12 protein-coding genes are annotated in these 15,839 nt (G+C 68.7%); 7 read left to right on the forward strand and 5 right to left on the reverse strand.

Annotated elements, in window-relative coordinates; all coding sequences use genetic code 11:
- Positions 1–183: 183 nt before the first annotated feature.
- The 3 genes from ACT3SP_RS17960 to sbnA are packed head-to-tail and all read right to left on the reverse strand — an operon-like array spanning position 184 to position 4,422.
- A complete protein-coding gene (locus tag ACT3SP_RS17960) occupies positions 184–1,638 on the reverse strand; it encodes a Y4yA family PLP-dependent enzyme (protein WP_444588655.1) in 1,455 nt (484 codons plus the stop codon).
- Positions 1,635–3,362 (reverse strand): FAD/NAD(P)-binding protein, encoded by a 1,728-nt coding sequence (locus ACT3SP_RS17965; RefSeq protein WP_444588656.1) that lies wholly within the window; start codon positions 3,360–3,362, stop codon positions 1,635–1,637. Before ACT3SP_RS17965 ends, ACT3SP_RS17960 begins: the two co-directional genes overlap by 4 nt.
- On the reverse strand, positions 3,355–4,422 hold the full coding sequence (gene sbnA, locus ACT3SP_RS17970; RefSeq protein ID WP_444588657.1) for a 2,3-diaminopropionate biosynthesis protein SbnA: 1,068 nt from the start codon (positions 4,420–4,422) through the stop codon (positions 3,355–3,357). The genes ACT3SP_RS17965 and sbnA overlap by 8 nt, the downstream gene beginning before the upstream one ends.
- Positions 4,423–4,684: 262 nt before the next feature.
- Between sbnA and ACT3SP_RS17975 the strand changes: the two genes are divergently transcribed.
- On the forward strand, positions 4,685–5,008 hold the full coding sequence (locus tag ACT3SP_RS17975) for a biopolymer transporter Tol (protein ID WP_444588658.1): 324 nt from the start codon (positions 4,685–4,687) through the stop codon (positions 5,006–5,008).
- Between the two features lie 94 nt (positions 5,009–5,102).
- Here the strand turns inward: ACT3SP_RS17975 and ACT3SP_RS17980 are convergent, their stop codons facing one another.
- The gene (locus ACT3SP_RS17980) at positions 5,103–5,315 is read right to left on the reverse strand and encodes a hypothetical protein (protein WP_444588659.1); all 213 of its coding nucleotides are present in this window, start codon (positions 5,313–5,315) and stop codon (positions 5,103–5,105) included.
- Between the two features lie 367 nt (positions 5,316–5,682).
- Here ACT3SP_RS17980 and ACT3SP_RS17985 point away from each other — a divergent pair, with 367 nt between their 5' ends.
- From ACT3SP_RS17985 to ACT3SP_RS18010, 6 genes are all read left to right on the forward strand, one after another.
- Positions 5,683–6,234, forward strand: a complete 552-nt coding sequence (locus tag ACT3SP_RS17985; protein WP_444588660.1) for a SipW-dependent-type signal peptide-containing protein — start codon at positions 5,683–5,685, stop codon at positions 6,232–6,234.
- 162 nt (positions 6,235–6,396) lie between these two features.
- Positions 6,397–7,002, forward strand: coding sequence for a SipW-dependent-type signal peptide-containing protein (locus ACT3SP_RS17990; protein WP_444588661.1), 606 nt, complete (start codon positions 6,397–6,399; stop codon positions 7,000–7,002).
- A 71-nt stretch (positions 7,003–7,073) separates the two neighbouring features.
- Positions 7,074–8,396: a signal peptidase I gene (locus tag ACT3SP_RS17995; RefSeq protein WP_444588662.1), complete on the forward strand. Its 1,323-nt coding sequence runs from the start codon at positions 7,074–7,076 to the stop codon at positions 8,394–8,396.
- Positions 8,397–8,992: 596 nt separating this feature from the next.
- Positions 8,993–13,426, forward strand: coding sequence for a choice-of-anchor G family protein (locus tag ACT3SP_RS18000; protein ID WP_444588663.1), 4,434 nt, complete (start codon positions 8,993–8,995; stop codon positions 13,424–13,426).
- Positions 13,427–13,544: 118 nt separating this feature from the next.
- Entirely contained in the window at positions 13,545–14,297 is a 753-nt protein-coding gene (locus ACT3SP_RS18005) for a DUF5819 family protein (protein WP_444588664.1), read from the forward strand.
- Positions 14,294–15,385 carry an HTTM domain-containing protein gene (locus tag ACT3SP_RS18010; RefSeq protein ID WP_444588665.1) on the forward strand — a complete coding sequence of 364 codons (1,092 nt, stop codon included), beginning with the start codon at positions 14,294–14,296 and terminating at the stop codon, positions 15,383–15,385. The genes ACT3SP_RS18005 and ACT3SP_RS18010 overlap by 4 nt, the downstream gene beginning before the upstream one ends.
- A gap of 177 nt (positions 15,386–15,562) precedes the next feature.
- Here ACT3SP_RS18010 and ACT3SP_RS18015 read toward each other — a convergent pair.
- On the reverse strand, positions 15,563–15,839 hold a 277-nt coding region (locus ACT3SP_RS18015), incomplete at its 5' end, for a hypothetical protein (RefSeq protein ID WP_444588666.1).

Below are 15,839 nucleotides of genomic sequence, written 5' to 3' on the forward strand. Positions count from 1 at the left end.
AGGGTAACGAACGCATAACGCGAAGGGGTTCTCCGCAGGGCGTCGCCGACCCGAGTCACATCGATCCGGTGCGCGCCCGGGCGCTTCGCTGCCCCCGTGCGGAATCCGGTGTGCGCGAGACGAGGGGGCGGGGGGCCGCCATGCGGCGTGCACGTAGTGCACGCAGGTCAAGGGAGCGGACGCTCAGGGACCGATGGGCAGCACGGCATCGTCGCCGTCGCGTCGTTCCTCGCCGGAGCTGATGTCGATGTTCGAGGCCAGCGGGATCTGGTGGGAGGCGCTCTCGAGGATGTGCATCAGGTAGCCCGCCGTGTTGGGGAACGCGACGACATCACCGATGGCGACTCCGCGCGGGAAGGCGAGGCGGCGGCGGGAGAGCAGCTCGTCCTCGATGCAGTACGCGCCGACGAGGAACGCCTCCACCGCGTCCGAGGGTCGCCCGCCGGCGGGGACCAGGAGCGGATCGACGAGGAAGTCGTCAGAGGTGGACCTGCACTGGGTGCGGTTCATCTCGAGAGCGATCAGCGCCGTCCCCTCGTTCGTGGAGCTCCGATGAGCGACGCGCGACAGGGTGAGGCCGCACCCGTCGAGCAGCGCCCTGCCCGGTTCGCAGCGAAGCTCCACAGAGCGTTCGCGCAGCGCTTCTGCCACGGTCGCCCCCGAGGGCATGCGGGCGGAGAGGACCTCCTCGAGCCAGGCGCCCCGTACGGGCGCCTGGTGGTACGGGTACACCTGGCGCAGCGCCTCGCCCCGCCACGTCAGCGGCTTCGCCTGGTCGCCCTGGTGCTCATGGGCCTGCCAGAACGCATCCCACTCGCTGGCGTCGTCGAGATAGGACATCGGGATTCCGCCGCCGATGTCGAGGAATCGGAGGTCATGCCCTTCGGCGCGCAGCGCGTCCACGAGCTCGAGCGCTTCGATGATGCCGAGGACGCGGTGACGCGGCGCGTAGCCGTGAAGGTGGAAATGCACTCCGTCGAGCCGCATGCCGGCCTCGGCCAGCCGGTCGGCGCCCTCGCACTCCGCCCACCGGCGCCACACGGCAGCACTCTCCCCGAAGCGTGTCGGTCGAATGCCGTCCGTCGGCGTGACGGCGAGTCGGAGAGCTGTCGGTTGCAGCGTCGCGGAGCGTCGGGTGCGCGCCACCTGCTGCAGCGCGGCGGCCTCGTCGAGGTTGTCGAGCACGAGCAACGAGCGTGAGTCGCAGGCGAGCTCGAGGAGCTCGGCCGGCTTGACGGCTGCCGTGACGACCACGCGCTCGGACGGGATGCCGAGGTCCAGGACCTGCTGGAGTTCGCGGTAGCTGCCCACGTCGATGCAGAGGCCTTCTCTCCGCGCAGCGTCGACGAGACCGAAGGTCTTGTTCGCCTTCCGCGCCACGAAGATCTTCATCGCCACCCCGTGACGGTCCGCCACCCGGGCCAGCTCCTCCGCGTTCCGCGCCAGCGCGGAGAACTCGTGGACGTTGACGGGGCTGCCGTACGTCGCGAGCATCGCGGAGCACCGTGCCGGATCGGCGAGGAGCTCTCGCATCCAGGCCTCGAGGCGCGCTGTGAGCGGGGGCAGCCCCCGGCATCCCGAGCGCGGAGCATCGGCGCCGGTCTCTTCCGGGGCGGTCGGAGGGTCGAGCGGGGTCATCGCAGTTCGCGCTCCTGGGCTGAGTGGTCGAGGTCGAGCATCGGTGTGGTGGTCCTTCCTCCAATACCTGCAGCGCCTCTCGCCACCCGCTCGGCCCAGAGTCGCCCTTCGTCGTGCAGATGCCTGTTGAGCGTGTCGTGGCCGATGACGTGGTCCTCGGTGGGCCGGCCCACCAGGGCGAGTCCCTCGAGTCTCTCGCCCGAGGCCGCCACCGCCGTGCCGTCACGTTCCACGACGGCTCCGCGGCGTCCGGCACGAGAATGCACCAGGCCCGCGGTGCGCAGCGAGACGAGCAGCGGGTCGCAGGTGTCCTGGATCCCCGGGGGCGCGATCACCGCATCGACGACGACGTCCGGTGCCCCCTCGCCCTCCGGTAGGTGGTCGATCCCACCGGCCGAGATCCGGACGCCGGCATCGACCCACCCGAGGTCGACCGCTCCCGAGTCCACCATCGCGAGCACCCTCTCGGCGACCTCCAGCGGAGGTCCGAAGGCGAATCGTTCCATGACGTCGGCCGCTGACCGGAAGGCGGCCCACGCCTCCGCGTCGGCGTCGGTCCCCCGGAGAGCGGAGGTGAGCGGTCGGTACATGCCGGCCCAGGCACGGCCCAGGGCCCAGGAGGCTCCCGGCGGCCGCTCTCCGCGCGCGATCTCGATGCTCCGACGGAACGCCGCTTCGGAGGCGCCGGCACCGCGATCGAGGTCGGGCTCCCACCCGGTGGCCAGTGTGTGCTCGACGGCCTGGCGCCGGGCGGCGCCCGCCGGTCCGGTGCTCTCGAGGATCCGGATTGCCACCTCGGAGACGACGTCGAGGACGGGCCCCGGCGCCGGATCATCGCGCTGCAGCAGAGCGAGGCGCTCGCCTCCGCGGTCGATCGCACGTCGCGCCTGCGCGGGCAGCGGGATGCGGGGGGCGGGTTTGGCGTCCAGCAGGCGCCCGTGCCGAGCGGTGGGGAGAAGCACCGAGGGCTCCGACGGGCCGCGGTGGTGCACGAGGCCCGGCCTGCCGCCCGCCCGCGGGGCGAACTCGCCTCCGCGGTCGGCGGTCAGCACGAGAGCTGCATCGATGAACGTGAGCGCCGCGCCGCGGAACGCGACCCGGCTGCCCGGTGGCACCGAGTCCTCGCCGAGCATCGAGGAGGCGGGGAGCACGGAGGGCCGCAGCGGAACGGGGGAGGACCAGGTGCGGGAGAGAGCGCCCGGATGCTCGCGGGAGTGCCCCGTCGCGACGAGGACTTCGTCGACGGGGTCCAGCGCGCCGCGCTCCCGGGTGAGCACCACCCATCCCGTGCGTGCACGACGGAGCGAGAGCGCCCGATCGTGAAGCGAGTGCACGGCGGCTCGGTCCGAGAGACAGTCGATCATCCGTGCCCATCGCGCGCCGAGGTACTCCCCGACGACGGCTCGAGGTGGGTAGTCCTCGTCCCGGTGTTCGGGCCGCGCGGTCGAGACCCAGTCGCGGAAGGAGGTGCCCGTATCGGGGGCGGGCGCGTCGAGGATGTCGGCGGCGACGTTCAGGCGGAGCGAGCGCGGCTGCGCGCTGTCGTAGGCCGCGCCCGTTCCCGGCGTCGCCGACGAGCAGAGGATCGTGACGTCGAGTCGGGAACGGCGGGGAGCCTCGTCCGTGCGCGCCGATCGGGTCAGGTGCGCGCAGAGCTCCTCCAGGGCGTAGAGGGCTTTGGGTCCGTCGCCGAGGACGACCAGCGTCGTGGTGCGGTCATCCACGGCGGGCCCGCTCCTGCAGCTCCGAGGTCGCCCGTGCGAGCGTGCCGGGGTCGGCGCCCACCGTCTCGTGCACCCACTGGTCGTCATAGATCGTGTGCAGATACGGTGTCCCGCTGTCGTGCACGATGAAGACCGCCCGGGTGCCGGGGCGCATGTCGGGTACGAGCGTCCCGAGAGCGTGGACGATGCCCCCGGTCGAGGCGCCGGCGAGGATCCCGGCGTCGCGCGCCAGGAGACGAGCCCCCACGACGCACGCGAGCGCATCGACCCGGACCACCGTGTCCGGTTCGACTGTGAGGGAAAGATCGGTCACCACCCCCGCGCCGAGGCCGGGGAGGTGGCGCGGCGAGGCTGTCCCGCCGAAGAGAACGCTCCCCACCGCATCGACGGCGATCGTCGAGGTGGCCATGCCCGCCTCCCGGATGTACTGGGAGCATCCGGCGAGCGTTCCGGTGGTGCTCACGGCGGCCAGCAGGTGATCGACGTGGTGATCGGTCGCATCGGCGATCTCTCGCATCGTGCCGTCGGCGTGAGCGGCGGGGTTCGCAGGATTCCCGTACTGGTAGAGATTCACTGCGCCGCTGATCTCGTCGAGGAGGCCCTCGACGCGATGCAGGCGCGCCGTGAGCAGATCCCCCGAGGCCGGGTCCGGCTCGGAGACGATCTCGACCTCTCCTCCCAGGGCTCGGATGGTCGCGATCGCGGAAGGGTTGGTGCGGGAGTCCACGACGCACACGAAGTGCACGGCATGCTCCCGGCACGCGCGTGCGAGCGCGATCCCGAGATTGCCGGAGCTCGACTCGACCACCGTCCCGCCCGCAGCCAGTCGCCCCGAACGGAGAGCATCGCGCACCATGGCCAACGCCGGCCTGTCCTTCGTGCTGCCGCCCGGGTTCATGGATTCCAGCTTGGCGAGAACCTCGATGCCGGACTCCGGGAACAGTCGGTCCAGGCGGACCAGGGGAGTGCCGCCGACCGCCTCCGACACCGAGGCGAGGACCGGGCTCTGGGTGCGGTCGGTCGCGGCGCGGGAGGCCCGGAGGCGGGGAGGCGTGGTCACCTGCGCGACGCTACGGTACTTAGCCTGCGACCGGGCCACTGTGCCGTCCTTGCCTGCGAGCATTCTCCGGCCCGCGGGTGGTGCCGGTCGGCGATCGGTGCCCCTGAGGTGCAGAGGGAGAGCCGCCCCGTCGCGCTCCGAGGCCGTGCGCCTCGACCAGCAGGCACCGCAACCATCCGGTAGGGCGCGGGATCCCCGCACCCGCCCACACGTACTCTGTCGTGCCAGCGCACAACCCCGTCGGACGAACGGACTCCCCGCCATGACCGCAACCCCGGACGGTCGCTACCTCGTCATCGGGGGCCGACGGTGGCGCGCGACGGATCCATCCCTGCCGGACGATGTGGTCGAGGCGCTGCGATCGGAGCTGGGCCGCGCGAGGTCCGGGATCGGGGCAGCCACCGACGAGCGCCGCATCTCCTCCCTGCGCGATCACGTCCAGACCGCGAAGGAGGGGCTGGGGGAGCGGGGCACTCCCTGGTGGGAGATGGACGAGCGAGACCGGCTGGAGCGGGCTTCGACGGCGCTCGAGCACCTCCGTGCCGATCAAGGATCTCCCGGTTCCTCCCCGAAGGGCGCGAGATGAGAGAGGGCGACCCGGCGCGAACCCACAGGGGAGACCGGCGCCGTGCGGGCGCGCTCGGGGACCTCCCGGGGAGCCGATCCGGGCGTCCCCGGAGTCAGTGCCCGTAGCCGCCCTGATCGGCGTCGTCCTTCTGCGCCTCCACGACGTCGTCGTGGCGCTGGGCCTCCTCCTGGGAGAGCTTCTTGGTCTCCTCGTCGACGAGGTCCTCGCCCTGGCCCGTGCCGGTGCTCGACGAAGTGTCTTCTCCCTGGTCCTCCGGATGGGGGCGTCCGTCGTCGTCGGGGTGGTGCATCGGGGTGCTGGTCATGGCTGCTGCTCCTCGGTCGAGTCGCGCGGTGCCGGTGCATCGCGTGGTGCTCGTCACAGCGTAGTCGCAGCAGGGTCCGCCGACGGGATCCTCTCCCCGCCGGGCGAGGCCACGCGGCCCAGGCGGTCGGACATCCGGCGAGCAGCGGGCACGAGCAGAGCGCCTTCGACGCGCGGGCGGGTCCGCCGGAAGGGCCCGGCCGGCCCCGAGTCGCCTCGGGGCCGTGAACGGGCCGGATCGCCGTGGGCCCGACTCCAGGAGGGCCGGGTCGGGCTGCGTCTCGGACATCTGCTTGCGCGGGCCTGAGCTTCATGGTCATCTTGAGCTGTCGCGCTCGCAGGCCGCACCGGGGAGGACCCTCCTGCACATGACTGATGCCCGCTCGTTCACCACCTCGCCCCGGCGTGCCCGCTGGCTCCGCCTGCGGGCGATGCTGGCCGCCGGGCTGGTGCTGGGGATCGGAGCGTCCGCGAGCCACGCGGCATGGACCGACTCGGAGCAGGCAACGGCCGTCTTCGAGGCCGGCGAGATCCCCGCGCCGACGTTGACGCGGTCCTGCCAGTTCGTGCCCGGTCTGCTCGGGATCGGCGCACGGGTGCGGGTCTACTGGCAGCTCCCCGAGGGCTACACGCTCGACGACGTCGAGGTGCGGGCCTCCACGAGCGGCCTCGGCTCCGTGCTCGCACCCCTCACCGGATTCACCTTGAGGAACAACACCGTGAGCCAGCCCGGCGGAACCTATCGCACCGAGATCCCGACCAACCTGCTCGGCGGTCTGCTGGGGCTCGGCAGCGAGCTGGAGCTCGCCTTCGTCGTGGTGCCGGAAGGCGGAGGGGGCTGGGAGTCAGAGGCTGCCGCGGTCGCCAGCAACGCCGGCCTGATCGGCGGCATCGGCGGGAACTGCCGCAACCTCACCTGAGAGCGGCAGCTGGATCGGTCCTTCCCCTCGAGCGCGCCGACCGTCGGCGGGGACGGCACTTTTCGGACATTTGAGACCACTTTCCAGAAAGTCATCTTTCCTGATACTCGACTGGCTAACCTGCGAGGATAGAGCTGTGTCGGGTCGATTTCGGGGAGAGACATGTCCACTGCTACTACAGACAACAGTCGCGGCCGCAAGGTCCGGGCGCTCCTCGCCGGAGGGCTCGTCCTCGGCGTCGGCGCCGCGGTGACTCTCGCCGCGTGGACCGACCAGGAATGGGCGATCGGGGAGTTCGGCGCCGGCAGCTTCAACGTCGAGGGCAGCACCGACGGCAGCGCCTTCGCCGACCATGACTCCGAAGCCGGCGCCGCCCAGCTCGAGTTCGAGGTCGACGCGGACAACCTCACCCCCGAGGACGTCGTGGCCGCACCCTTCGTGCTGCGCCTGGACGACGCCACCACCTACGACGCGACGGTCGAGCTGACCGACGCCGCCGGGTCGGGGGCCAACGCCGCGCACCTGACCTACGGGATCATCGAGGTCGGTTCTGCCGCGGAGTGCACGGACGATGCCACCGGCAGCGCCATCGTCCCTGCCGGCACCGCATTGGACTCCGGCACCGCCGGGTTCGACCTGGTCGCCGGGGCCGACGGGGAAGCAGGCGCACCCGTCACCCTCTGCTTCCAGGTGACCGCCGGGCCGGACCTCCTCCAGGGGGAGACCGGTACGGCCACCTGGGGGTTCACGGCCACCTCGGTCGAGTGACCGGCGGGCACGATGTCCACGGTGGGAGGCGCCGGGATCCCGGGCTCCGGGGTCGCCGACGGGGCTGAACAGTGACCGCGCGCGGGAAGCGCAGTGCCGGGCCGAGGTTTCTGCGCTCTCTCGGCGACCACCTGCTCACGCTCCTGGCCGTCGGGGGCGCGGTATGCATCGTGCTGGTGCTCCTCAGCTGGGTCCTCAGCATCTCGATCATGATGTTCCGCACCGGGTCGATGAGCCCGACCATCACCGCCGGCTCGATCGCCGTCGTGCGCGAGATCCCGGCGGTCGAGATGACAGAAGGGGACGTCGTCACCGTCGACAGGGGCGAGGGCGTCCTGCCCGTGACGCACCGCGTCCTCGAGGTCCTCGAGGTCGATCACGACTCCGGCGAGGTCACCTTCACGATGCAGGGCGACGCCAATGAGGTCGCGGACCCGTCCCCGTACACCGCCACCGACGTTCGGCGCGTGATGTTCTCCGTCCCCGCAGCGGCGCGGGTCATCCAGTGGTTCAGCGATCCGTTCGTGCTCGGCGGGATCACCGTCGGCGCCACCGTGCTCGTGGTCTGGGCGTTCTGGCCGCGTGAACGGACCCGGGACGGCTCCGACGAGGACTTCGGCGAGGATCTCGACGGTGACTCCGAGGGCGACTCCGACGGCGTCTCCGACGACGACTGCGTCGAGATCCGTGGCTCTTCCGCCCATGACGCCCTGACACGTCACACGCTCGTGGTGCCCGTGGTCGCAGCGCTGATTCTCGCGGCGCCGGCCGCCGGATCCACCGAGACGACCTTCCTCTCCGGCGATCACCTGCGGATCCGGACCGAGGGTGATCCCGCACTGATGAAGAACCTCGCTCCGGGCGACTCCGCGGTCTGGGAAGTGGGGGTCTGGGCCGAGACGCCGGAGCCCGGTGAGATCGACCTGGGTCTGACAGGGCGGGGCGAGCTCGCCGAGGTCGGGGGCGCGCTGGCGGTCTCCGTGGACGCCTGCACGAGCCCGTGGACGGGTGGCACCTGCTCCACCGGGGCGATGGAGATGGTGGAGAACGCGAGTCTCGACAGCATCGCGGCGCGGGCGGGGTCGCTGCACCTGACCTCCATGCCGAGCGACGAGCAGAGGTGGCTGCGCATCACCGTCACTCTCGCGACCGACGCCGGACCACGGGGGCTCTCCGGTGCGCGCGGCGACGTGCTGATCGAAGCCTTCGGTGCCGGGGAGCATCTCTCCGCGGGCCTGGCTCCGAGTTCTCCGGCGGCGCCGGGGGCCGACGGGACCGGCGCCGGGGGATTGGCCAGCACAGGGGCGGGTGGCGTGCTGCCTCTGGTGCTCCTCGCCTCCGCGCTCGCGCTCATCGGCGCAGCTCTGCACCGGAAAGGCCGACAGTCGGCCTGAGCTCACCGGCTCGCACCGAGATCGGCTCGCACCGAGACCGGCTCCCACCGAGACCGGCTCCCACCGAGACCGGCTCCCACCGAGCGTCCCAGGACGTCGCGCGCACGGGTGCGTCTCCGGCCCAGGGGCCGCGAGAGGCCAGAGACATCAGAGTCTTCACGCCTCCAGTATGTCCGAATATGCCGAAATGCGCGATTGGGGCTGTTCGGACGGATCGGGTGAATTGCGTAAAAGACCCGAGTGGAAGAGAGGTTAATGCATTCAACAGAACGCTCACCCTATCCCTCGGGGGATGCCCCGGCCGGCTCGGTGCGCCCCACTTCGCGCGCCCTAAGCCTCTCTGACCACCGAGCATGGCGTGCACTCGTAAGTTACTAATCGGTATCTACAGAATGTGACGACAGGGCCCGTGGAGAGATGTGACGGTCGGTAACTTTTTTGCAACAGATTGGGTATTTACCAGCTGGTCAGCCCCGAAATCTGCGATTCAATGAAAAGCTTCAGAAGTCACTCCAGTGACTCCCGTCCCTGCGTAGGCCTTCCCCCAGTGCGCCCGCGTGAAGGACCTCCCCACCCCTTCTGACGATGGAGAGAATGTGGAACACCCGCAGACACCATCGCCGTTAGCGGACCGACGTCGATCACCCCTGCTCAGGGGCGTCATCGCATCGGCCGCAACGGCGAGCCTCACACTGATGGGACTGCCCTCCCTGCATGCCGCGGAGACGGACCAGTCTGAAGCGCTCGGCCGCGTGATCAGCGCCGACGCACTCGGGATCGATGTCGCTGACGTCGGAACCAGCCTTGCCGGATTCCCCAGCGACCCCGGCCCGGCCTCCGATCAGCTCGACGTCGCCGCACTGAACGGTCTGGTGTCGCTCGAGCTCGGTGGCGGCGTCACCCTGCCCTTGGTCAGCGACCCGGGAGGTGGCGGCTTGCTGCACCTCGGCGAGCTCGGGGCCGTGTCCGGTTTCGCCGAAGCTGCCACTCCCGGCGCCTCGACGGCTGCGGCGGGCGCGATCGGTTCGGACGGGTCGATCGCCATCGATCCGAACAACGCCGGTGAGTTCGGCAGCGCGCGCGTGAGTCTGACGTCGCTGTTCGACCAGGCGGGCCTCACGCCGGTCACGAGCGGAGTCATCGACGAGCTCGACCTCCAGGTGGGGGCGGTCGCGTCGCATGCCGATGCCTCCGGCACGGGGGTCGAGACCCAGTACGTGATCGTGGATGGCCAGCTGGTCGCGACGTCGCCGCTGGTGAGCAACCTCGCCACCGCGCTGAACGATACGGTGACCGGCATCGGTGGCGGTGTCGACGCCCTCGTGAGCTCCGACGGGGCGCTCGGGAGTGTCTTTGTCGGTCTTGAGCCCGTGAGCATCCCGCTCCTCGGATCGATCTCTCTCGGCGGCACGGAGGTGACCGTCGACGGTCTGGACGAAGCGCTCGAGGCGGTCAGCGGCAGCCTGCTGGACGGACCCATCGCCAACGAGAACGGCGTCACGCTGGACCTCTCGACGGGTGAGGTCATCATCGATCTGGCCCAGATCGTCGACTGCAACGTGCCCGGGAGCGACCTGAGCAACCTCGCCCCGAACACCGAGGTGCTCTCGGCGGAGTTCCTGCAGTGCGTCACCGCGGCGGATGGACTCATCGCGGATGCTGTCGACGACGTGCTGACGACGCTCACGACGGGCGTCACCGAGGCGCTGAGCGCCACCCAGGTCACCGCTGTGGTGGCGGCTGAGGTGACGCTGCTGGGCGTTGTCACTGCACCGGCCCAGGTCTCGGTCTCCGGAACTCTTGAGCAGTTCCTGACGAACACCGGGGGCAATCCGACCGTCGAGATCTCTCTTCTGGATCCGGACAACCGACTGAACAACCTCCTGAACCAGCTGCTCAGCCCGGTGACCTCGACGATCTTCAGCGCGCTGGGGACCGTGGGGGACGGTGCTCTTGAGGGGCTCGCCGAGCCGGTCGCGGACGTCTTCGGCGCCGCGATCGATCCGGTGATCTCGTCGCTCGCTCCCGTGCTTCAGACGGTGACGACCTCGGTCGTCTCCCTGACGATCAACGAGCAGGCCACGACCAACACCGATCTGACGGTGGACGGACTTCCTGCGGAGGATGTCACCAATGGCAGTGAGGGTCTTCTGGGAGAAGATTCCTTCACCGTCAGTGCGCTCACGCTGGGTGTGCTGCCGGGGATCCTCCAGGGCGATGACGCGGTCAATGTCAGGCTCGCATCCTCCACGGTGCGCACCAGCGTGCTCGAGGCGGCCATCGTGGCCGACCCGTCCGCCGTCAACGACGGCGGCACCACCACGGTCACCGGGACTGACTACCCGGCGCTGACCGAGGTCGAGGTGCAGCTGCAGGACGCCGACGGGAATCCGATCGGTGAGTCGGTGACCGTGACCACGGATGAGAACGGTGGCTTCACCACCGATCTGACCGTTCCGGTCGGTACCACTGCCGGCGACTACATCGTCGTCGGCGAGGCAGTCTCCGGAGAGATCGCGGAAGCGCCGCTCAGCGTCTCGAACGACGGCGATGATGACAACACCGCCGACAACACTGACGTGAACACGGACGACAACACGTCCGAGAACACTGACGTGAACACCGACGATAACACCGACGTGAACACGGACGACAACACGGATGTGAACACGGACGACAACACTGACGTGAACACGGACGACAACACCGACGTGAACACCGAGGTCAACACCGAGGTGAACACGGCGGACAACGACGCCGACAACACGGACGTGAACACGGACGACAACACGTCCGAGAACACTGACGTGAACACCGACGACAACACCGACGTGAACACGGACGACAACACGGATGTGAACACTGAGGTCAACACTGAGGTGAACACTGCGGAGAACGACGCCGATAACACGGACGTGAACACCGACGTGAACACGGACGACAACACGGACGTGAACACTGAGGTCAACACTGAGGTGAACACGGCGGAGAACGACGCCGACAACACGGATGTGAACACGGACGACAACACGTCCGAGAACACCGACGACAACACCGGCGTGAACACGGACGACAACACGGACGTGAACACTGAGGTCAACACTGAGGTGAACACGGCGGAGAACGACGCCGACAACACTGACGTGAACACGGACGACAACACGTCCGAGAACACTGACGTGAACACCGACGTGAACACGGATGTGAACACGGACGACAACACGTCCGAGAACACTGACGTGAACACCGACGACAACACCGACGTGAACACCGACGACAACACCGACGTGAACACTGAGGTCAACACGGCGGAGAACGACGCCGATAACACGGACGTGAACACTGAGGTCAACACTGAGGTGAACACGGCGGAGAACGACGCCGACAACACGGACGTGAACACGGACGACAACACGTCCGAGAACACTGACGTGAACACCGACGACAACACCGACGTGAACACTGACGTGAACACCGACGACAACACCGACGTGAACACTGACGTGAACACCGACGACAACACCGACGTGAACACGGACGACAACACGGACGTGAACACCGAGGTCAACACTGAGGTGAACACGGCGGACAACACGGACGTGAACACCGAGGTCAACACGGCCGACAACACGGACGACAACACTGCGGACAACACGGCGAGAGCAGATATCAATCTGACCCCGAGTCGTGCGGTTCAGGGCGTCGATGACGTCCTCGTCAGCGGCACCGGATACACGCCGAACGGCACGGCTGAGGTGTACCTGAAGTCTGTGGATGGCGATCCGCTCGAGCGTGAGGCGTCGTTCGTGGCGGGAGTCGTGTCCACCTTCGCGGCTATCGCCCAGCCCGGTGAGCGCATCGGGACGGTCGACGTCGACGAGAACGGTGAGCTGTCGTTCCGCGTGATCTCCTCGGAGCTCGACCTCGGGGACTACGCGGTGACGGTCATCGACAACGAGGACCTCTCTCTCGGGGACACCGAGCTGTTCACCGTGGTGCCGGTCGACACCTCCGACAACACTGCGGACAACACCGCAGAGAACACCGAGGTGAACACGGCTGAGAACACCGAGGTCAACTCTGAGGTGAACACGGCTGACAACTCGGCTGAGAACACCGAGGTCAACTCTGAGGTCAACACGGCTGACAACTCGGCTGAGAACACCGAGGTCAACTCTGAGGTGAACACGGCTGACAACTCGGCTGAGAACACCGAGGTCAACTCTGAGGTGAACACGGCTGACAACTCGGCTGAGAACACCGAGGTCAACTCTGAGGTGAACACGGCTGAGAACACCGAGGTCAACACTGAGGTCAACACGGCTGACAACTCCGCTGAGAACACCGAGGTCAACACCGACGTGAACACGGCCGACAACACCGGAGATGACGCAACGGTCGAGGATCCGTCCGTCGCGGTCGATCCGGGGACAGTCGAGGACGGTGACTCCACCACGGTGACCGGCGAGGGCTTCCCGCCGAACACCGAGGTTGAGGTGCAGCTGGTGGATCCCGAGGGCAATGCTGTGGGCGATCCTGTCACCGTCGAGACCGACGAGGACGGTGCCTTCACCGTCGACCTGCCGGTCCCGGAGGGCTCTCCGGCTGGTGACTACACGGTCGAGGCCACCGCTGAGACCGGGGAGACCGCAGCTGCGGACCTCACGGTCACGACGAAGGCGGCCGGTGACAACGCGTCGGACAACGCTGGCGACAACGCTGGTGATGATGCGTCGGACAACGCTGGTGACAACACCGGAGACAGCGCCGGTGACAACCCGGCGGCGAACGACGCCGACAACACCGGCACCAACACCGGCACCAACACGGGAGCCGACGCCACTGGCGGGAACGGGGCGGCCGGTAACGGCTGGACCGGCTCCGGCAGCGGGGACGGCTCCTCCGGCAGCGGCTCGGGCTCCCTCGCCCGGACCGGTGCGGCCGGGACCGCGGCGATGGTCGGCCTTGCAGCTCTGCTGCTCGTCGGCGGCGCTGCGGGTGTGCTCCTCTCCCGTCGCTCCACCTCCTGAGTGACACGGGAACATCGCTGATGGCCGCCGGGCCGGCACCGCACATGGTGCCGCGCCCGGCGGCCGTCCGCCCGTCCCGCTCCCTTCACCTCGCGCAGCCCCGCAGAACGGACACACCATGGCTTCGCCCCGAATCCGCCGCCTCCCCGCCGTCGTCCTCGCGACCGTCGGCCTCCTCGCCGCCGGGCACATCGGTGCGACCCTCGCGTACACCGGCCCGGACACCCCTGTGCGGGCCGCCCTGCAGCCGGCACTGAACCGCTACTTCCTCGGGCCCTTGGACCAGGGCTGGAACCTCTTCGCGCCCGGCCCCTACTCGCAGGACGAGTACATGCTCGTGCGCGCCTGCGTCAGCGACTTCGACGTGTGCTCCGGGGGAGCAGATGCCGGCGCGGAGTTCACGCCGTGGCGCAACGTCACCGCGGAGGAGATGGAAGCGGTCGAGTACAACATCTTCGCCAACCGCGAGTCGCGCCAGTCGAAGGTCGTCCATGGCCGACTCTGGCCTGCCGCCAGCAAGCTCACCGACGAGCAGCAGGACATGGCGGCCGCCAACCACATCGACGGCGACCCGGTGTTCGGTGTCGACCTCTATTCTCCCGAAGCGTCGGAGGCGTACAGCCCCGGCCAGCTGAACAATCTGCGCACCTATCAGCGCCTCGAGGACGCCGCCGTCGGGCTCGCCACCCTGTACCTGCAGCAGGAGCACGGCGACGCCGTGACCCTCGTGGAGGTGCGGATGCTGCGCGAGGCGGTCCCGCAGTTCGAGCAGCGGCACGACCCGCCGGACGAGCTCGCGCAGCAGTGGACCAGCATCGGCTGGCGCCCCGCGACCGAGTTCGACGACGATGTGAAGTCGGCCTGGTCATGACGGAATCCACTCCGGTCCGCAGCTGGCTGCAGGCTCAGCGCGACCTCCCGGCCCGCCTCCTGGAGCGGGTGGTCAGCTGGTTCATCGCAGACCGTCACTCCGACTACGGCGTCGCCGTCATGCGCATCGCGTCGGGTTCGTTCCTCCTGGGATGGCTGCTGCTGAACCTCCCGGTCGCCTCCCGCATCTGGGGACCCGGCTCCCGGTACTGGCAGCCCTATCGCGAGATCCTCGGCTACGACGGCCCCTTCGGCGCACTGCAGCATGCCGGTCCCGGCCTGTTCTGGCTCTGGTACGCGGTGACCATCGCGCTCGTGGTCGCCTTCACCCTGGGGTGGCGCACGCGGATCGTCACTCCACTGCTGTTCATCGCCTACGCCGCGCTCAACGGTCAGAACACGCCGATCTCCGACGGCGGCAACTACTTCATCCGGATCATGCTCGTCTACCTGATCCTGATGGACGTCTCGCGTCGCTGGTCCCTCGACGCCCGGCGCCGCGCGCGCACCGGACGGCCGGAGACGCAGACCGGCTCCGTGCTGCACAACATCGGCCTGTGCCTGGTCGTCGCCCAGATCTGCATCGTCTACCTGGAGGCCGGGCTCTACAAGGTCCAAGGCAGCCTCTGGCAGAACGGCACCGCCGTGTACTACCCGCTGCAGTCCGTCGCCTACGGCGCGTTCCCTCCGCTGGCCGACCTCCTGACCCACTGGGCGCTGCCGGTGGTCATCGCGACCTACGTGACCGTGCTCGCCCAGATCGCCTTCCCGTTCCTGCTGTTCCACCGGATCACTCGCCGCATCGCACTGATCATCCTGCTCGGCATGCACCTCAGCATCGCGGTGGTGATGGGTCTGCCGTTCTTCTCCGGGATCATGGCCTCGGCCGATGCGGTGCTCGTCTCGGGCGCGACCTGGGTCGCGATCGTCACCTGGCTTCGCTCGACGCTCACGGGAAATCGTCTGGCCCGCGAACTCGCCCGGAGGGTCCGCCGCTCGCGCGCCGGGAAGGCGGTCGGTGAGAAGGGGAAGCGCCCGGACCGCGGCGCGGCGCAGGAGGCGGAGGACGAGGTCTCGATGACCGTCTGAGCCCGTCCCCGTCTGAGTCCGACTCCGCGTGAGGACGGCCTCCGCCGAGGCTCGGGGTTCCTCTGCGCCCCTGAGGGTGGGCCGCATCGGGTGGGCCGCATCGGTTGGGCGCTCCGAAGAATTGGTTACCCGCGAGAATTGTCTCGCGGAGCGCGCGTCGATTCGTGCGGGTGTCTTCTATTTCTTGAGGGCGGCCGTGACGACGACGGCGAGGGTGGCGGCTGCAGCGACTGTCGTGGCGACAGTCGTTGCCTGCTCGGAGGCAGGTTGTGCAGTGTGCGCAGAGGTGTCGAGCAGCTCGTCGGCGTCGGGGTTCGTATGCACTGACAAAGAGTAGACAATGCGAACCGTCCCTCGCCGGGGAATCCCGGGGTTATGACCGGGTCGCCGGTGACGATTTGACAACAAGTGATCGCGGATCGCCTGGAATAAGGCCAATGATGCGATATGCCCG

It is taken from the genome of Brachybacterium sp. AOP43-C2-M15 (assembly GCF_052446295.1).
GTDB lineage: Bacteria > Actinomycetota > Actinomycetes > Actinomycetales > Dermabacteraceae > Brachybacterium.